Annotated in this window: 20 protein-coding genes; 13 read left to right on the top strand and 7 right to left on the bottom strand. The window is 45.1% G+C overall.

Translation table 11 applies throughout. The annotated features are described in order from the left end of the window. Positions 1-42: 42 nt before the first annotated feature. Positions 43-1,278: an MDR family MFS transporter gene (locus KNP92_RS14275; RefSeq protein WP_214841644.1), complete on the bottom strand. Its 1,236-nt coding sequence runs from the start codon at positions 1,276-1,278 to the stop codon at positions 43-45. Between the two features lie 103 nt (positions 1,279-1,381). On the opposite strand from KNP92_RS14275, the gene KNP92_RS14280 reads away from it, so the two are divergent. Further along, a complete protein-coding gene (locus KNP92_RS14280; protein WP_214841646.1) occupies positions 1,382-3,007 on the top strand; it encodes an ABC transporter substrate-binding protein in 1,626 nt (541 codons plus the stop codon). Between the two features lie 15 nt (positions 3,008-3,022). Then, positions 3,023-3,412 (top strand): hypothetical protein, encoded by a 390-nt coding sequence (locus KNP92_RS14285; protein ID WP_214841648.1) that lies wholly within the window; start codon positions 3,023-3,025, stop codon positions 3,410-3,412. A gap of 31 nt (positions 3,413-3,443) precedes the next feature. On the opposite strand, the gene KNP92_RS14290 is transcribed toward KNP92_RS14285, so the two are convergent. After that, a complete protein-coding gene (locus KNP92_RS14290) occupies positions 3,444-3,653 on the bottom strand; it encodes a YdiK family protein (protein WP_214841650.1) in 210 nt (69 codons plus the stop codon). Positions 3,654-3,669: 16 nt separating this feature from the next. Beyond that, positions 3,670-4,320 carry a CPBP family intramembrane glutamic endopeptidase gene (locus KNP92_RS14295; protein WP_214841652.1) on the bottom strand — a complete coding sequence of 217 codons (651 nt, stop codon included), beginning with the start codon at positions 4,318-4,320 and terminating at the stop codon, positions 3,670-3,672. Positions 4,321-4,580: 260 nt separating this feature from the next. Between KNP92_RS14295 and groES the strand changes: the two genes are divergently transcribed. From groES to KNP92_RS14320, 5 genes are all read left to right on the top strand, one after another. Then, positions 4,581-4,865, top strand: a complete 285-nt coding sequence (gene groES, locus KNP92_RS14300) for a co-chaperone GroES (protein WP_021065365.1) — start codon at positions 4,581-4,583, stop codon at positions 4,863-4,865. 39 nt (positions 4,866-4,904) lie between these two features. Continuing rightward, positions 4,905-6,545: a chaperonin GroEL gene (gene groL, locus KNP92_RS14305; protein WP_214841654.1), complete on the top strand. Its 1,641-nt coding sequence runs from the start codon at positions 4,905-4,907 to the stop codon at positions 6,543-6,545. 215 nt (positions 6,546-6,760) lie between these two features. Beyond that, entirely contained in the window at positions 6,761-7,414 is a 654-nt protein-coding gene (locus tag KNP92_RS14310) for a hypothetical protein (RefSeq protein WP_214841656.1), read from the top strand. Continuing rightward, the gene (locus KNP92_RS14315) at positions 7,411-8,232 is read left to right on the top strand and encodes a serine/threonine-protein kinase (protein WP_214841658.1); all 822 of its coding nucleotides are present in this window, start codon (positions 7,411-7,413) and stop codon (positions 8,230-8,232) included. The genes KNP92_RS14310 and KNP92_RS14315 overlap by 4 nt, the downstream gene beginning before the upstream one ends. 9 nt (positions 8,233-8,241) lie before the next feature. After that, positions 8,242-9,453, top strand: coding sequence for a hypothetical protein (locus KNP92_RS14320; RefSeq protein WP_214841660.1), 1,212 nt, complete (start codon positions 8,242-8,244; stop codon positions 9,451-9,453). A gap of 50 nt (positions 9,454-9,503) precedes the next feature. Here KNP92_RS14320 and KNP92_RS14325 read toward each other — a convergent pair whose 3' ends face one another. After that, positions 9,504-9,794, bottom strand: coding sequence for a hypothetical protein (locus KNP92_RS14325; RefSeq protein ID WP_214841662.1), 291 nt, complete (start codon positions 9,792-9,794; stop codon positions 9,504-9,506). Positions 9,795-9,927: 133 nt separating this feature from the next. Between KNP92_RS14325 and KNP92_RS14330 the strand changes: the two genes are divergently transcribed. Further along, a complete protein-coding gene (locus tag KNP92_RS14330; protein ID WP_214841669.1) occupies positions 9,928-11,340 on the top strand; it encodes a VanZ family protein in 1,413 nt (470 codons plus the stop codon). A gap of 125 nt (positions 11,341-11,465) precedes the next feature. Further along, positions 11,466-12,032 (top strand): YdeI/OmpD-associated family protein, encoded by a 567-nt coding sequence (locus KNP92_RS14335; RefSeq protein WP_214841671.1) that lies wholly within the window; start codon positions 11,466-11,468, stop codon positions 12,030-12,032. A 43-nt stretch (positions 12,033-12,075) separates the two neighbouring features. Here the strand turns inward: KNP92_RS14335 and KNP92_RS14340 are convergent, their stop codons facing one another. From KNP92_RS14340 to KNP92_RS15900, 3 genes are all read right to left on the bottom strand, one after another. Further along, a complete protein-coding gene (locus KNP92_RS14340; RefSeq protein WP_214841673.1) occupies positions 12,076-12,783 on the bottom strand; it encodes an ABC transporter permease in 708 nt (235 codons plus the stop codon). Continuing rightward, positions 12,780-13,628: an ABC transporter ATP-binding protein gene (locus tag KNP92_RS14345; protein ID WP_214841675.1), complete on the bottom strand. Its 849-nt coding sequence runs from the start codon at positions 13,626-13,628 to the stop codon at positions 12,780-12,782. The genes KNP92_RS14340 and KNP92_RS14345 overlap by 4 nt, the downstream gene beginning before the upstream one ends. Positions 13,629-13,758: 130 nt before the next feature. Beyond that, positions 13,759-14,745 (bottom strand): LytTR family transcriptional regulator DNA-binding domain-containing protein, encoded by a 987-nt coding sequence (locus tag KNP92_RS15900; RefSeq protein ID WP_214841677.1) that lies wholly within the window; start codon positions 14,743-14,745, stop codon positions 13,759-13,761. 122 nt (positions 14,746-14,867) lie between these two features. On the opposite strand from KNP92_RS15900, the gene KNP92_RS14355 reads away from it, so the two are divergent. From KNP92_RS14355 to KNP92_RS14370, 4 genes are read left to right on the top strand one after another with little or no spacing between them, the layout of a single operon-like run. Continuing rightward, positions 14,868-16,511 (top strand): DUF2075 domain-containing protein, encoded by a 1,644-nt coding sequence (locus tag KNP92_RS14355; RefSeq protein ID WP_214841790.1) that lies wholly within the window; start codon positions 14,868-14,870, stop codon positions 16,509-16,511. A 2-nt stretch (positions 16,512-16,513) separates the two neighbouring features. Further along, the gene (locus KNP92_RS14360) at positions 16,514-16,822 is read left to right on the top strand and encodes a nucleotide pyrophosphohydrolase (RefSeq protein ID WP_214841679.1); all 309 of its coding nucleotides are present in this window, start codon (positions 16,514-16,516) and stop codon (positions 16,820-16,822) included. Beyond that, on the top strand, positions 16,819-17,025 hold the full coding sequence (locus KNP92_RS14365) for a hypothetical protein (protein ID WP_214841681.1): 207 nt from the start codon (positions 16,819-16,821) through the stop codon (positions 17,023-17,025). The genes KNP92_RS14360 and KNP92_RS14365 overlap by 4 nt, the downstream gene beginning before the upstream one ends. Positions 17,026-17,055: 30 nt before the next feature. Continuing rightward, entirely contained in the window at positions 17,056-17,244 is a 189-nt protein-coding gene (locus KNP92_RS14370) for a hypothetical protein (RefSeq protein ID WP_214841683.1), read from the top strand. Positions 17,245-17,265: the final 21 nt, after the last annotated feature.

Raw genomic sequence — 17,265 nt, forward strand, 5'->3', positions numbered from 1 at the left:
GCAAATAGACGGAATCTCGCATACGAGACTCCGTCTATTTTTTTAGGAAGCTTCTTGTTTGAGCGTCAAGGCTTCTTTCATATAGATGCCGGTGTAGACGAGGAAGCAACCGAGACTGACGACGAGACCGATGTAGACACTCATCATGAACGGGGTGAGTAGCGAGCCGATGAGAATTGTGGAGCGTGACATGAAGTCGGCTCCGGCGAACGATGTGCCGGCGAAGGCCGAATAGGCCCCGCGCTTGTCTTCGGGCATCATATTCGCTTTCTCTGTATTCAAGACGGGGGAGTACAACAATTCCCCGAACGTCGCGAGAATCATGAATCCAAGCAGAAGCGTCATCGAATTCGAACTCGTGATGACCGTGTACCCAGTCATATATAGCAACAAGCCCCCGAGTAACGCTTGTTTGTTTGTGAAGCGGGAAGCGAGTCGTTGGATGAGAAACGTCAACGCGACGACGATGAGCGTGTTTTCAATTTGGATGAGGCTAAGCATTCGCACCCCGTTAATCGTCCACGCATTGATTGACATCGGCTCAAACTCCTCGGCGAGCCGGACGGCGACGTAACTTCCCATCGAAAACTCAGCGGCCAGGATACACATCGTGCCGAAGACGACTTTGACGAAGGGACGGTCACGCCAGGCGATTTGGTAACTATTGAAGATGTCGACGAAAACGAGTTTGAGACGTTGTGACGTCCACGTTCGTTTCTTATCTTCAAGGAATATCGCATAGGCAACCGGGAGCGTCGACGACGTCGCGGTCAAAATCCAAAACAGTAAAAGCTGGTTGCTGACGTAGAGCCATCCCCCGAGCGCCGTCCCGATGGCAATCGATAAGTTGATGAGCCAATAATCGAGCGCGTAAACGGCTTTTCGATTCTCTGGTGTCGTCGCATCGATGATGATGGCGCTCATGGCGGGACGCCCGAGATTGTTCGTCACCGTGAAAATCGTATACGCAATCATGAAGACAATCATCTGGTCCATCATGAGACTGACGGTCATGACGAGGAACATGCTTGCCGTGAGACTCGAAGTGAGGACGAGCAATCGTTTCCGAGAGAAGCGGTCGGCCAAGTAGCCTCCGATTAACCCGATTCCATATCCGAGACAGACGAGCGTAATCAAGAAGACGCCGGCCACCCATTCATTGAACGCGCGGACGAATAAGAGCGCCATGAACGGCATGATCGCAAACGAAACCGAGCGGTTGAAAAACGACGTGACGAGACGAACTTTAATCGGTTTAGGTATATCTTTCCATTTCATATTGTCACCTTCCATTCTGTACCTGTATGATAAACAAGACAACAGAAGATGAAAATGGACGACGTAACGGGCGGATGTCCACTTTTAACGGGGGAGAGTTCAGATGGATGCGTATTTATTCAATTTATGGAAACAGTGTCGGGACGGGCAGTACACGATTAAAGAGATGGCGGATGCGATTCATTTAAGTCCGAAACAGACGAGACGTCATTTGTTGCGCTGGCAAGAAGAGGGATGGCTCACGTACACGAGCGGACTCGGTCGGGGGAATATTAGCCAGCTTATCTGGTTGCGACATGTCGAACATGAATTGGCCGAGCAATTGCTCGCTCGGATGGAGACGACGTCAATCGAGGCGGTCACGACCCAACTCGAATGGGACTGGTCTCCAGCCCAAGCAGGACGCTTCATGCGCCAACTTGAGAAGAAGTTCGGTTATGTGCAGACGTCCAGCGATGCGCTTATCATTCCACGACGGCGTAACTTTTTGACGACACACCCGCTCGAGGCGGCCGACATCCATAGTGCCCACCTCGTCCAAAACGTGTTCAACCGCCTGTTCACAATCGACGCTGCCGGGCAAGTGACGGGTGAGTTGGCCCATCACTATGAGTGGCATGGGGACACGCTCGCCTTATTTCTTCGGAAGAGCGTCCGATTTCACGACGGCTCGCTTATGACGAGTAAAGACGTGACGAAAAGCTTGCGTGCGCTCTTCCAGTCCCCGGCATATCGTCATACGTATCGACATGTGCGACACGTCGCGTCGAACGGCCCGTATCGGGTCGATGTCACACTCGACCGGCGAAGAATTTCGTTCGTGCCACGGCTCTCGATGATTCATACGAGTATTAATAAAGGGACGGTTGGGACGGGTCCGTTTTTATTGGAGCGACACGATACGGAGAAGACGGTGCTCGCGGCGTTTGAGAATTATTTTGGTGTCCGGGCGCTACTTGACCGGGTCGAATTTTTACAAGTACCGGACGGCTATGATCCGACGTATCGAATCTCATCAAAACATTCAGAAGAGACGGGAACGATTTCGACCCCGTCAGGATTCACCCTCGTCTTTTTAAATAGTCGGCCCGGTAGTGTATTCGAACAAGATGCGGCGAGGCATTACATCCATCGTCTGATTGCGGAGATTCGACCGCATGTCGGGTCACTCGATGATCGGAAGATTCCGAACGACCGAGGCTTCCTCGGCGAAATGAGTGAGCCGTATCGGATTCCAGACGGACCGGCGGTGACGTTTGACCGTCCGATTCGCATTAAGCAGACGGACTTCACGTCGACGGTGTCGATTTGGATTGCCGATATGTTGACACGACACGGGATTCAGTATGAATGGGTACCGGTCAGTTTCAAGGATACGATTCATGATACGTCGTATTTTAAGGAGGTCGATTTACTCGTCCATGGCGAGATTTATGAGCGCAACATCTCGCTTGGCTTTGAGCAGTTTTTGACGAGTGATTATTCGCCTCCGCGAGAACTGTTGCGTCATATCGACGGGATGACGGAGCGGGTGCGCCAATACGATGAGCTCGCGTTTGAAGACTGGTTGCCACTTCACCAACAGATTGAGCGCGAGTTGAAAGAAGGGTCTTATTTCATTCCACTTTATAACGAGGAGCGGACGATTCCGTTCCCGGTTGAGTTGAAGGACGTTTGTATCGACATCTTTGGCTATTTTGATTTTGCGAAACTATGGATTCCATCATAAGAAAAGAGGGGAAAAATGAAACTCACGAAAAAGTGGTTCATCTTTTTGTTACTGATTTGGCCAATCTCGTTCGGGCTAGGTGTATGGGACGGCGAATATGCGATGAGCGCGGTCACCGGGTTCGGGCTGACGATCACGGTGTATTATGAACAACAACTAGAACGATTAGACAAACAACACGCCGCAAGCATTCGTGACGCGGCAAACTCGAAAGTGATGATGTTCGTCTTTGGTGCGCTCATACTCGCGTTCAGCTTCGGGGTCTTCTTCTTCGATCAGCCGCAAGTGCCACTACTCGATACGATCCATCTTGTACTTGGGGCACTTTTGGCGCTTCGAGGCTTATTGATTCGAAGCGCTTATGAAGAGGTAACGGTGGATTCATCCAAGACAATACGACTATAGAAAATCCCAAGCGACAACGCTTGGGATGTTTTTATGCCGATTTATCGGTCTTTTCTTTTTTCGCTTTTCGGGCGAGCGTCAAGATTTGATACACCTTGAAGAAGTCATACGCGGCTACGGCGATGATAAAGTACGTCCAGAAGCTGAAACCGTACTCTTGTACCGAGTAGTAGGCGAGGACTGTGAACAAAATCCCGAAAGATAAGCTGAAGAGCAACATAATTTTTAAGTGTCGCGGCATACGTGCCACCTCATTTCTACATCAATAATAGGGCGACCATGACGAGCGCGTTGTTGAAGGCATGAATCGCAATCGGAACGATTAAGCGACGTGTCTTCGCATAGGCGACCGTGAAGGCAAAGCTCATCGCGACGTACACGAGGAAACGATTGTCGCCATGGATGAGCGCGAACAAGACAGAGCTGACACCAAAGGCAATCCAGAAGCCGAACCGGGCGCTCAAGTTGCCGAACAAGATATGACGGAAGAGAATCTCTTCAATAATTGGTCCGAGCAAGACGACCGATAACGTCATGACAGGAATGAGTCGGACAATTTCTGCGATTTGTTCTGTATTCTGCGAGGCGACCATTTCACCTGTAATCGCCGTCTCAATCAAGTTGGCGACGATGACGAGCCCATACTGCATGAGAATCCCGAGCCCAATCCATTTGACCGTATCGTTCAAGTTCGACTGGATGCCTTGCTGTTTATAAAGCTTCAAGTCAGGCCAAAGCAGGAAGAACGAAACGACAATCGTCAAGCTGAAGCCGATGGCGAACCAGAGCCCTGTCGCCGTCGTCGTAATCCATTCTGGGCGGACTTCACTAATAAGCACAGGGAAAAACTGCACGAAGGCGTATAAGAGAATCGGGATGATGTGCCGAATTCGAATGTTAGGCGCCATCGAAAAACGGGTATTTATCGATTGGTTTGAGTTTAGTGTGGCCAATTCAACACGTCCTTAATCACAAGAGTAAGCGTTCCTTTTGACCATTGTACCAAACAAGGTCTCTTGACCGCGAGTAAGAGCAATTTTTCAATGTTCCCCTCTTGCAATTTTAGGCGTCTCATACTACACTAGTCAGTGTTAGCACTCCTTTTTACTGAGTGCTAATAACTTACGATTCAACGATACATCATTCATATTCGGAGGAGGTTTTTTCAATGTTAAAACCACTAGGCGATCGCGTCATCATCGAAGTCGTGGAGAAAGAAGAAAAGACGATCGGAGGCATCGTACTTCCTGACACGGCGAAAGAGAAGCCGCAACAAGGACGCGTCCTTGCAGTCGGTACTGGCCGCGTGACGGACCAAGGGGAGCGAATCGCGCTCGACGTCAAAGAAAATGATTTGGTCATCTACTCGAAATATGCGGGTACCGAAGTGAAGCATGAAGGTAAAGAATACTTAATCGTTCGCGAGAGCGACATTCTAGCAATCGTAGGCTAAGCACCATTCTTCAAAAACTTGTTTAGGGGGAAATGAACAATGGCAAAAGAAATCAAATTCTCAGAAGACGCACGTCACGCGATGCTTCGCGGTGTCGATGCACTCGCTGACGCGGTAAAAGTCACAATCGGACCGAAAGGACGTAACGTCGTCCTTGAGAAGAAATTCGGCTCACCGCTCATCACGAATGACGGCGTGACGATCGCGAAAGAAATCGAACTCGAAGACCACTTCGAAAACATGGGCGCGAAGCTCGTGGCCGAAGTCGCATCGAAGACGAACGAAGTCGCAGGGGACGGTACGACAACGGCGACAGTCCTCGCTCAAGCGATGATTCGTGAAGGTCTCAAAAACGTGACAGCGGGCGCGAACCCGATGATTCTCCGTAAAGGGATCGACAAAGCGGTCCGTCGTGCGCTCGAAGAGTTGAAAGAAATCTCGAAACCGATCGAGTCGAAAGAAGCCATCGCGCAAGTTGCAGCGATTTCAGCTGCAGACGAAGAAGTCGGCGAATTGATCGCAGAAGCGATGGAACGCGTCGGCAACGACGGCGTCATCACAATCGAAGAGTCACGCGGCTTCACGACAGAACTTGACGTCGTCGAAGGGATGCAGTTCGATCGTGGATACTTGTCACCATACATGATCTCAGACTCAGACAAGATGGAAGCGGTACTCGACAACCCGTACATCTTGATCACAGATAAGAAAATCTCGAACATCCAAGAAATCATCCCAGTGCTCGAGCAAGTCGTCCAACAAGGGAAACCAATCTTGATTGTCGCAGAAGACATTGAAGGCGATGCGCTCGCAACACTCGTCTTGAACAAGCTCCGTGGTACGTTCAACGCAGTCGCGGTCAAGGCACCAGGCTTCGGCGATCGTCGTAAAGCGATGCTCGAAGACCTCGCAACGCTCACGGGCGGCCAAGTCATTACAGAAGACCTCGGCCTCGAGCTCAAGTCAGCATCACTTCAACAGCTCGGACGCGCTTCAAAAGTCGTCGTCACAAAAGACACAACGACAGTCGTCGAAGGTGCTGGAGACGAAGCGGCCATCAAAGGACGCGTTCAAACGATTCGTAACCAAATCGAAGAGACATCGTCTGACTTCGACCGTGAAAAACTCCAAGAGCGTCTCGCGAAACTCGCAGGTGGCGTAGCCGTCGTCAAAGTTGGTGCAGCGACAGAGACAGAGCTCAAAGAACGCAAGCTCCGCATCGAAGACGCACTCAACGCGACACGTGCAGCCGTCGAAGAAGGCATCGTCGCAGGTGGTGGTACGGCGTTCATCAACGTCATCCCAGCCGTTCGTGCGTTGCTCGGAGAAGTAACAGCGGATGAAGCGACAGGTGTGAAACTCGTCCTCCGTGCCCTCGAAGCACCGGTCCGTCAAATCGCGGAAAACGCGGGTGAAGAAGGTTCGGTCATCGTCGAGAAGCTCAAGAACGAATCGGTCGGCATCGGCTACAACGCCGCGACGGGCGAGTACGTCGACATGATCGCGCAAGGTATCGTCGACCCGGCGAAAGTGACGCGCTCAGCGCTTCAAAACGCAGCGTCCGTATCAGCCATGTTCCTCACGACAGAAGCAGTCATCGCAGACAAGCCAGAACCAGCAGGCGCTGGCGGCGGCATGCCTGACATGGGCGGCATGGGTGGAATGGGCGGCATGATGTAAGTTTATAATTGACGTTGAACCTGTGAAAATGGGTTCAGCGTTTTTTTTGGAGCAAATTAACTATAGATGGAGGAATATCAGAAATGCCTTTATCAAAAATATGGTAAAATTTCTGATAAAGGCTTTCCTAGTTATCAGTATTTGAATTAAGTAAAATGAATAGAACAAATTTTTTAATACATTTATTTTTTTAGTAATTCAAAGGGAGTAAGCACATGTTTAATACTGAGAAAGAATTAGTAGATAGTTTTGTGTTGCATGAAAGTAAAAAGAAGAATACTAAGATTTTTGTAGAATTAGAAACAAATTATGGACGTCCAGATATTGTAGTAGTTAAATATCATCCACATATAATAGAAAAACGAATTGAAAAAAAATATGATAGTCCATTTTCAAGAATTCATAGTTACGCTTTAACTTTTTTGTATAATAAGAGATGGATACGAACGGAAAAACTTAGAGATTTTTTGAATGTTAATGATAATCAAATATCTAAAATTGTAATTAATTTAGAAAGTAGAGGATTAATTGAAAAAAGAAGTCATTTAATTAAGATAAAAAAGAATGAAGATATTTTAGCTGTAAAGAGTATTAAGTGCGTCGAAGCAAAGTTAACGAACTGGAAGTATGTTATTGAACAAGCGGAAAGACATCTATGGTTTACCAATGAATCATTAGTATTACTTCCTATATTATCTGAAGATATTTTGTTTAAATGTGAAGAGTTATGTAAAAAAACGGGGGTAAATTTGATTGTTTCTGGTAACAAGGAAATAACTACAAAAGTATACACTAATAACAAAAAACTAATTAACACCCCTCTGTTATGGGAAATTAACGAACGACTTATAAAGGAGTTAGAAAAATGAATGAGGCAATATTGCGACAGAAAATCTTATCTGAGTTTGAAGGAATAAAACTTTTGGAAAAAATAGGAGAAGGGGGTCAAAAAATAGTTTTTAAATTTGAAAACGGAAATTTTTTTCATGTTATGAAGTTAATAAAAATTAATGAAGCTAATTCCTTACTTCGAGCCAATAGAGAGTTAGATATAGCAGAGACTCTAAAATCTTCTTACTTTCCTGAAGTATATGATCATGGTGAAATTGAGATTGGGACAGATAGTTACTTATATGTAATTGAAGAATTTGTTGAAGGAGAAAGCTTAAGAAATTACATATTAAAACAGGATTATGAGTTTAAAGATGTTTTAAATATAGGCATCAATCTATTGAAAGCACTTGAATTAGTTCATTCTAAAAAATTGGTTCATCGTGATATTAAGCCTGAGAATATAATTATACATAATAATAAAATCACTTTACTAGATTTTGGTATTGCTAGGGATTTAACTAAAGAGTCTCTCACCGCAGACGTTGCTTTTTGGGGGCCAATGACAATAGGATATGCTGCGCCAGAACAAATATTGAATCAAAAAAAAATAATTTGTGACAGAACCGATGTTTTTTCTTGGGGAGTGTTAATGTACGAGTTAAGTACAGGTACTCATCCGTTTCGAAAAGATGGTATGTCCAATATGGAAGTCATTGAAAATACTTTGAAATTGAAAGTTCCTAAATTAGAAACTTCAAATGAGGCATTTAATAATTTAGTTTTTAGAAGCATGAGTAAAGAATTACATCGTAGACCAATAAGTGTCACCAAAATAATTGAAAAACTGAATTAAATAGAGAGGATGAGTGAAATGACGTTTTATCTACAACAAGGATATGGGATGATGAAATTAAATGAAGAATTTGCAGACAAGCCCGATGATGTAGCTTTTATTTTGTCTCCGAGGTCACTTCAAAGACAGTCATCGATAGTTAAAATTGCACAACATGGTTCTAAATTACAGCGAAAAGATAAAAAAATATTATTTGATCCACAATTTTATGAACCAAAAACTAATATGGATAAAATCTTAAAGTTTCCCTATTTTGATGGCCTAAATTACTCTACTCTTGAATTTGATAAACAAACAGCTCAGATTTTTGGTGAGAATGTTATTAAATATCAACATGAATATCTTAGTGTAGATGAATATATTATTCCTGGGATGTATACAAATAGTATTACTGAAGAGTGGTTTGATGCTCACGAAAATATGATGAAGGGTGGTATGACATACCCTGAAAAAAAAGTTACATATCAAACCTTAGCAATAGGTCCCGATGTAGTAAAAAATGAAAAACAATTCAGTGAATTAATTAATAGATGTGTACAATATCCGGTTGATGGTTATTATATAGTTTTGAAAAGTCCTGATAGCTATTTGATAAAAAACGAAAGTTATTTATACAGTCTCCTCGACGCCTTGATAAGCTTAAATATCGCAGGAAAAAAAGTTATTATGGGATATTCCAATCAACAAAGTTTAATTTTTGGTGGAGTTGGAGTATCGGGCATTGCAACGGGGAATTATAGAAATGTTAGATCTTTTGATCCTAGTATTTTCTTTGAAAGTGATGAAGATGAATTTAAAAGAAAGGGAACATGGTATTTTGATGGAAATACTTTAGGAGAATACAATCAACAACAATTAAGCTTGGCATTTAAAAGAAATTTAAAAGACTTTTTCGGTCCTGTTACTGAATATAGTCGTTCTTTACTTGAAAGTCCTGATCCAGCCAATATACCATGGACGGAAAAATTAGCTTTTAATCATTATTTACATGTTATGAATGAGAAATGGAAGATACTTAAAAGCTCACAACCGAGTCAAAGAATAGACTCTGTAATTTCTATATTAGAGAGTTCAAAATCTATTAATGAAGAACTGGTAGAAAAACGATTCAGATTAGGTAATAAAGGTTTTGATATAGAGATTTTTGAGTCAACTATTAGTGCGTTAGATGCGATAAAGCATGATCGTCAAGATGATATAGAAGATCTTAAAGACTTATAAAATTTATCAAGTGGTGTCGCTTTTCAAGTCGGAGCGACACCATTTTTCTATTAGTCTGTATGTTTCCGGTTATACATCCCAATACTTCCAACGAACACGACAAGCGCCCACGCGGATAGAATCATAAGTTCCATCCAAGTAGAGCCCAGTCCAGCACCCGCCTCGATTTGGTGGGCGAGGTCGATCAAGACGACGTTCGGCAAATAATCGAGAAGACCGATGATAGAGAACCGGTCCTGGTACGCCAACAACATCGGTGAGAACGAGAAGAAAAAGAATGCGGGCATGACGATGAGCGAAGTTTCCATAACCGTGGATGAATCAATGCAAATACGCAACATGCAGAGGCAGCATCCATTATCGCTTAAGTGACTAAATCATCACTTTAAAGTCATTTGGCAGTCACTTTGCCTTGTTACGCTAGTTATGGAAGAGGATGACCTCTACGAATAACTAAACAAACGGAGGCGTATTATGGATATTAAGGAAATTGTCATTCGGTTAAGTGCATTTTTTGTACCTGCCGCTATTCTTGCGATTGGCGTTTTAGTATTATCTTTTATTGTGATTAAAATGAGGAAAAAAAGAGGCATGAATCCCTCAAGTGGTGGCAAGAAAAAGGCGATAATCGGCTCACTTCTTGTAGCATATTATTTTATTGTGATTGGAATTACGAATTTAAGCCGAGGCGAATCTTTCTCTGGGCAAGTGAACCTAAATATATTTAGTGGATACATTGATGCATGGAACTCATTTTCACTAATCGCCTTTCAATTGATTGTTTTTAACGTCTTGATGTTTGTGCCACTCGGTATCCTCTTGCCGTTATATGGTCGTCGATTTATGCAATTTAAATGGACGTTCGCTGCAACGCTCCTTGCCACGTTAGTCATTGAAATTTTTCAAGTCGTGACGGGGAGAGGGATCTTTGAATTAGATGACATTTTCCATAATACGTTGGGTGGTGTCTTAGGATATCAACTCTTCATGCTCACCCATGAAATCGTTCGAAACAAAAGCATTTCATTGAAACAGCTCACGAAACGACTTGCGCTTCCCGTGGTTTTACTTTTTGCAGTTGCAGGTTGGTTCTCTTTTTATCATTTCAAAGAATTTGGGAACATGAGCATTAATCCAACCTACGGAACCGACATGGAGAAGGTGACATTAAGTACTACGATGGAGTTAAATTCAGAAAAAGCTTATGCACCCGTTTACAAAAACAAATACAGCAATGACGAAGAACATGGACGAGACGTTGTAGAGAAGCTTCAAAAGACGTTACGTTTGCCAAAGCTCGCTGAAGAAGGACGAGAAGGCGACAACCGGATGTTCACGTTCGAAAAAAAACAGGGAACCAATTATCAAATGAGTTATTATATGCGTGATGGGGCATGGTCATTGATGGATCACGAGTTTCTGCAAGAAGACGTGACGTATGAAAACAGTGAAGAAATGAAGGCATATGCGACAGAGATGCTTGCTCGTTTAGATTTACTTCCGAAGCAGGCTGACTTGACGATTTCCGAGACCGGGACGTTTCATTGGATGATTCAACCGTCTACTTATTCAAGTTCAGAAATTGAGGATGGCGTCATCATGATGGATCTCAAAAAAGATGGGAGTGTCGGTTCGCTGTTTTATAGCAATACGATCAACGAATTCATTCGTGATGTTGAGATTCTGTCTCCAAAAGAAGCGTATGCGAAAATTGAGAATGGCGATTTCGATCAATACAACCCACTTCAAAAAGGCGACCAGTTAGTCGTGACGGACTGTCAATTAGACTACATGTATGACTCGAAAGGTTTCTATCAGCCCATCTATTCCTTCTCTGGAACACTAAATGGAGAAGAGTGGTCATTACGTGTGACGGCCATGAAATGATGCATTTGAAGTATGGGTTCACGGAAAGAACCGGTCAACAGTGTTCAAACGAGCACTGTTTTTTGTTTACCATCATGTCTCGTCTATAAGACAATGAAGAAAACGTTTAAGGGAGGAGCGATCAGATGGAAATCGAGAATTTGCTACGATTTGAGGGGCGACAAGATTTTCGGAAGTGGCTTGAAGAAAACGCAACTGAACAGTCTTTTTGTTGGGTCATTCTAAGCCGAAAGCGTGAAGGAAAAGGATTACTTTACTTAGATGCTGTAGAGGAGGCGCTTTGTTTCGGATGGATTGATGGCATTACAAAAAAGACGACAGAAGGCGAACTCGCACAGCGTTTTTCACCGAGACGTAAAAACAGTAACTGGACCGAACTGAACAAAGAACGTGTCCGTCGATTACAGCGACTTGGTTTGATAACAGAGAACGGTGAACGGGTTCTTCCTGATATGCGAAACGAGTCGTTCCGGATTGATGAAGAAATCATAATGCGTTTGCAAGGAGACCGAGAACTCTATCAAAACTTCAGTAACTTTCCTGAGTTATATCGCCGCATTCGGATCGATACCATCCAAAGTGTCCGTCAAGACCGAGATCTGTATACGAAACGGTTGAATAAATTCATTGAAAAAACGAAAGCGAACGAGATGTATGGGCAATGGAATGATGGGGGTCGTTTGATAGAATAAAAAAAGGTGCCGCCATTCAAGTCAACGCGACACCTAGTTTCAATTAATCCGTCTGTTTCCGGTTATACATCACAATACTTCCGACGAACACACCAAGCGCCCAAGCGGATAGAATCCCGAGTTCCATCCAAGTAGAGCCCAGTCCAGCTCCCGTCTCGATTTGATGCGCAAGATCGATTAAGACGATGTTCGGCAAGTACTCGAGCAAACCGATGATGGAAAAACGGTCCTCGTACGCCAACAACATTGGCGAGAACGAGAAGAAGAAGAATGCCGGCATGACGATGAGCGAGGCTTCCATGACCGTCTTCGTCATCAACCCGAGAATCGTCCCAATCCCGATATAAAAGAACGTCGAGACGATCAAGGCGAGTGCGATGACGAGCAGGTTCGCAGGGTTGTAGCCCATGATTAAGGCACATGCCGCTATGAGGATGAGCGTCGTCACGAACGTGAGCGCACTTTTCCCGAGCAAGATATCGAGCGTGCTCGCCGGTGACAACATCAATCCGCGGAGTGTATTCTTCTCTTTTTCTTCGGCAATCAAGGCACACTGCACGAATGTCGCAACGAGACTGAACGTGATGTTGATGACGAAGTACGTCACGTCGATGCCTCCGCCACCGAGCTGTGCATAAAAGACGGCGAAGAACAGCGGCATGATCAATGTCGAGGAGACGAATAAGTTCCGCGACAAGTCTTTGTAGTCTTTTTGGAAAATGGCGAGCGCCCGTTTCATTGAAAATGTCATGATAGTTTCCTCCCCGTCACTTCGATAAAGATGTCCCCGAGCGTCGGCTCGTTCGAATGAATCGCCGCGATATTCTGGTCGCGCATTTGTTCGTGGAGCCAATCGGCTCCTTCTTTTCCTTGATTCACCTCCACGGACTTCCCGTCATGCAGTTCGACGCGCATCGAGCCGTTCGCATATTTCCGGCGCAATTTTTTCGGGGCGTCGAGCAATTGAATTTCCCCTTGATGTAAGAAGGCGACACGGTCGCACAGTTCCTCAGCTTCATTCATATCATGCGTCGTCAAGAAGATGGTCGTTCCTTTTGCCTTCAACCGTTCGATGCCTTTATAGATGTGGCGCGAATTGACCGGATCGAGTGCGGACGTCGGCTCATCTAAAAACAATAGCTCCGGTTCATGTAACAACGCCCGGGCCAGTGTCACCCGTTGCAGCATCCCGCGTGATAAAGCGGAGATGCGTTTTTTGCGTTCCCCGGCCAAGTTCACCGTTTGCAGCACATCATCGATTCGGGTGCGTGGTTCATCGTATAGGTCGCAATAGAGTTGTAAGTTCTCTTCAATCGAGAGACGGGTGTACAGTCCGCTGTTATCGGTCAATACACCAATCCGCTTCCGATACTGTTCTTGTTTCAATTCTGAGACTGGGACGCCAAATACGGTCGCGTTACCTGACGTCTGGGCGAGTTGCGACGTCAAGATTTTGATGGTCGTCGTCTTCCCAGATCCACTCGGTCCAAGGAAGCCGAACACTTCTCCCTTGCCGACAGAAAACGTCACGTCGCGTAACGCCTCTTCATTGCCGAATAGCTTTTTTAATCCGTTCACTTGAATGATTGAGTCCATTCTCGTTCCTCCTTGTTGATGTCGTCTTGCTTGCTTACATCATATCGAGAGGAAGAGGCGGTCGCATTAAAATGGCCATAAATGGCGCTTTTCGAGGAGCGAGTGGAGCAAATACAACGGTGAATGGAGCCTATTTCAACCCGATCATCGTCTTCAATTCGGCCATTTTCGTCTTCGAGAGCGGGATGGTCGTCTTCGCCGAATCATCGAGCACAAGACTGAAACTGTTCTTCGTATACGTGATGACTTCCCGCACGCGTTGAAGGTTGACGATGTACGACCGATGGCAACGGAAGAAGCCGTACGGAGTCAGACGCGTCTCGAGCTCGTTCATCGTGAAGACGCTCGGGAACTGCTCGGACTGACTGTGCAATACGGATTGTCCGTCCTGACTCTCGATGTAGTCGATTTCCGGAGGGTCGAGCAAGACGATTTTCTCGTTTACTTTCGTTGGAATCTTCTCGAAGCGAACGTGCATCACGTCAGGGGTGACATCTTCGTCCGCATTCGGTTCATCTGGTTCCACGTCGAGTAAACGTAAGTGCCGGTGGTCGATGCGGTAGACGGTCGATGTGACGTAGAGGGCACTCTCCATATTACTCGTGAGAAGCAGGATGGCTTTTTGTTGCTGTTTCAGTTGCATCAAGACGGTCGCGAACAAGTGCCGTGTCTCTTGGTCGACGTTTTGATCGGGTTCTTCAAGAACGTAGATGTCTCGATTATGTAGAAGCAGCGCCGCGTATTGCACGCGTCGGACGAGCGACAAGTTGAGCCGGTTTAATCGTTTGTTCCGGTATGTGGTGAGTTGAACGGTTTGCAAGATGGCATCCAGCGATTCCGTCGATTCGTAGAGCGTGTGCGTGAAACGCAAATATTCCTCGACCGTCAGCCGGTCATACAATCCATCACGGATGGAGAAGACTGAGAGCGTGCGATTCGCTGTATCGATGTTTCCGGAGTAGTTTGCGTGTGCGTCAGTCAATAAGGCGAACAATATTTCCCGGGAAGTGACGCCACAGTGGATGGCTGCGATTTCACCCGGTTGGATGGTGAACGAGATATTTTCAAGGATGAGCGTGTCCTGTTGGCGAACAGAGACGTTGTCGAAAGTAAGCACCGAATCCCTCCCTTTTTAGTTGGAGTATACCATTGATTGAAGAAAGACTTGAGTAATGAATTGGAATCAGACTATGCTAAACTGGAGATAATTTGAAATTAGATGAGGGTGTGTCTGTGAAGATGATTGAGGTCATTCCTTTAGATTTTGATAAAACGAGTATAGATGAGATTGATCGGACAGCTGATTACTTGAACTATCCGGTGATTTATATTTTGAACGGACAGAAGGAAGCGTATATCGGGGAGACCGTCCATTTCCAAAAACGGATGAAACAGCATTTGAAATTGAAACAAGCAGACCGGAAGAATGTGGACCAAATTAATCTCGTGAAGCATGAGACGTTCAATCGGTCGGCGACGTTCCATCTGGAGACGAAGTTGATTAACTACTTCTTGGGCGATGAGAAGTACACCTTACAAAACAAAAGCAAGACTGCAAGCGACTTCACACACAATTATTACAATAAATCGTTCTACGACAATGAGTTGTTTCCTGAGTTATGGGGTGTGCTACATAAGAATGGGCTCGTCGAAAACGACCTGCACGCTATCGAGAACAAAGACATCTTCAAATTGTCGCCGTTCAAAGAGCTATCTGTGGAACAGATGGATTTAAAAGAGCGTGTGCTTGAATTTTGTGAGACACGGATTGCGAAGGCCAAGCCCGAAGACACGTATGGAGACTTGTATGTCATTGAAGGTGAGGCCGGTGTCGGCAAGAGTGTCGTGCTCAGTTCTATCTTCAATACCATTCAAGCGCGGACGAACGAGGCGGGTTCGAATCTGCATCAGACGGAGAACTATCTGGTCGTCAATCACGAGGAGATGCTGAAGACGTATAAAGGGATTGCCAAACAAGTCAAACACTTGAAGGCTGTAAATTTCGTCAAACCGACGCCGCTTCTTAACAAGTTAAAAGATAAGAAGGTCGATATCATTTTGGTCGACGAGGCGCACCTTCTATTGACGAAGTCAGATGCATACAACAACTTTCGGGCAGATAATCATCTCGAAGAATTGATGAAGATCGCCAAGGTTGTCATTGTCATATTCGATCAAGACCAAGTGTTAAAGCTGAAGAGTCGATGGGACCAAAGCAAGTTGGATGAGTTTAAAGAAAAAGCGAAATGTTTGAAAACATATAAACTGACGAATCAGTTTCGGATGCAGGCGGATGAGGATGTCATCGATTGGATCAACGCCTTTAAAGCTAAGCGTATACAAGCTTTTCCGGAGTCTCCAGACTATGATCTACGCATTTTTGAAACGTTGGAAGAGATGCATCTAATGATTATCGAACAAGACAAGAAACATGGGCTGAGCCGAGTCGTGTCGACGTTTGATTATCTTCATAAAAAGGATGGAGAAACGTATTACGTCTATGAGTCGAACGGGGAGTATAAGATGCCGTGGAATACGACGGGCGGCAAGACGACGTGGGCCGAGAAGTCAGAGACGATTGCTGAGGCCGGGTCGATCTATACGATCCAAGGTTTTGATTTGAACTACGTCGGCGTCGTGCTCGGTCCTTCGGTAACGTACGATGAGACAAAGGGTTGCTTGGTGATTGACACGGATCTTTATAAAGATACAGGAGCTTATGCTGGGATTGACGGTGTTAAGGATGTCGAGCTGGCGAAAGAACAGATTGTCTTGAACTCGATTAATGTGTTGATGAAGCGAGGCGTCCGAGGACTTTATTTGTATGCGAGCAATCAAGCGTTACGAGATAAGTTATTACACATTCAAAGAGAGAAGGTATAGATATGAACGAAGTACAACGATTGATGGACAAAGTGATTGAATTCCGTGATGAGCGCGATTGGGCGTTCCACCATAACCCGAAAGACTTGGCGTTATCGTTATCGCTCGAGGCGAGCGAATTGTTGGAGTTGTTCCAATGGGTGTCGAGCGAAGAAGCGCTCGAGACGAAACGCGTCGAGATGAAAGAAGAACTCGCGGATGTCCTCATCTACGCGCTCACGTTCGCCCATGCGGCAGGGATCGATGTGTCGCAAGCGATTGAAGAGAAGCTTGAGAAAAATGCGGTGAAGTATCCGAGTCCGCAATCATGAGTGAAACGCTCGAAAGGTATCCTCCAGATCAATTTATGATTCCTTGCCATTTAAGCGGAAAGAATTTCTCACCTCGCGTTGCATCAGAAAAAACAGGCATTCAATTTTATAAACAAACGGAAGTCGGGGAGATTGAGCGCGTAGGAAAACGGATTGCTACGTACGGCCATGCGTCATTTGAACCACCACTTGAATTTCAATAAATGGATAATCCGTATATCGGACTCTTCTGGATGGTAGACACCCTTAAAATACATATCGATACCCTTCGTTCTTGTGGGGCCGATGATATCTATATCGATTTAGGTGTCGTCTATCATCTTGATGTAAAACTAGAGTTTGAACCAGATTTCTTAATGAAACTTGCGAACTTAAAGATTCCATTTTTAATTAGTGGCTACAAAGAAGAGATTGCTGAATGACGTTACAGGAACTAGTTTGAT

Source organism: Exiguobacterium sp. s122 (assembly GCF_018618475.1).
GTDB classification, from domain to species: Bacteria; Bacillota; Bacilli; order Exiguobacteriales; family Exiguobacteriaceae; genus Exiguobacterium; species Exiguobacterium himgiriensis.

What these genes read in the sequence shown, in the direction of transcription:
- KNP92_RS14365 (WP_214841681.1), top strand. Translation starts at nt 16,819, where the DNA reads ATGAGTGAAACGCTCGAAAGGTATCCTCCAGATCAATTTATGATTCCT.
- KNP92_RS14360 (WP_214841679.1), top strand. Translation starts at nt 16,514, where the DNA reads ATGAACGAAGTACAACGATTGATGGACAAAGTGATTGAATTCCGTGAT.
- KNP92_RS14275 (WP_214841644.1), bottom strand. Translation starts at nt 1,278, where the DNA reads ATGAAATGGAAAGATATACCTAAACCGATTAAAGTTCGTCTCGTCACG.
- KNP92_RS14335 (WP_214841671.1), top strand. Translation starts at nt 11,466, where the DNA reads ATGGAAATCGAGAATTTGCTACGATTTGAGGGGCGACAAGATTTTCGG.
- KNP92_RS14370 (WP_214841683.1), top strand. Translation starts at nt 17,056, where the DNA reads ATGGTAGACACCCTTAAAATACATATCGATACCCTTCGTTCTTGTGGG.
- groL (WP_214841654.1), top strand. Translation starts at nt 4,905, where the DNA reads ATGGCAAAAGAAATCAAATTCTCAGAAGACGCACGTCACGCGATGCTT.
- KNP92_RS14310 (WP_214841656.1), top strand. Translation starts at nt 6,761, where the DNA reads ATGTTTAATACTGAGAAAGAATTAGTAGATAGTTTTGTGTTGCATGAA.
- KNP92_RS14325 (WP_214841662.1), bottom strand. Translation starts at nt 9,794, where the DNA reads ATGTTGCGTATTTGCATTGATTCATCCACGGTTATGGAAACTTCGCTC.
- groES (WP_021065365.1), top strand. Translation starts at nt 4,581, where the DNA reads ATGTTAAAACCACTAGGCGATCGCGTCATCATCGAAGTCGTGGAGAAA.
- KNP92_RS14320 (WP_214841660.1), top strand. Translation starts at nt 8,242, where the DNA reads ATGAGTGAAATGACGTTTTATCTACAACAAGGATATGGGATGATGAAA.
- KNP92_RS14295 (WP_214841652.1), bottom strand. Translation starts at nt 4,320, where the DNA reads ATGGCGCCTAACATTCGAATTCGGCACATCATCCCGATTCTCTTATAC.
- KNP92_RS14330 (WP_214841669.1), top strand. Translation starts at nt 9,928, where the DNA reads ATGGATATTAAGGAAATTGTCATTCGGTTAAGTGCATTTTTTGTACCT.
- KNP92_RS14315 (WP_214841658.1), top strand. Translation starts at nt 7,411, where the DNA reads ATGAATGAGGCAATATTGCGACAGAAAATCTTATCTGAGTTTGAAGGA.
- KNP92_RS14290 (WP_214841650.1), bottom strand. Translation starts at nt 3,653, where the DNA reads ATGCCGCGACACTTAAAAATTATGTTGCTCTTCAGCTTATCTTTCGGG.
- KNP92_RS14285 (WP_214841648.1), top strand. Translation starts at nt 3,023, where the DNA reads ATGAAACTCACGAAAAAGTGGTTCATCTTTTTGTTACTGATTTGGCCA.
- KNP92_RS14345 (WP_214841675.1), bottom strand. Translation starts at nt 13,628, where the DNA reads ATGGACTCAATCATTCAAGTGAACGGATTAAAAAAGCTATTCGGCAAT.
- KNP92_RS14340 (WP_214841673.1), bottom strand. Translation starts at nt 12,783, where the DNA reads ATGACATTTTCAATGAAACGGGCGCTCGCCATTTTCCAAAAAGACTAC.
- KNP92_RS14280 (WP_214841646.1), top strand. Translation starts at nt 1,382, where the DNA reads ATGGATGCGTATTTATTCAATTTATGGAAACAGTGTCGGGACGGGCAG.
- KNP92_RS14355 (WP_214841790.1), top strand. Translation starts at nt 14,868, where the DNA reads ATGATTGAGGTCATTCCTTTAGATTTTGATAAAACGAGTATAGATGAG.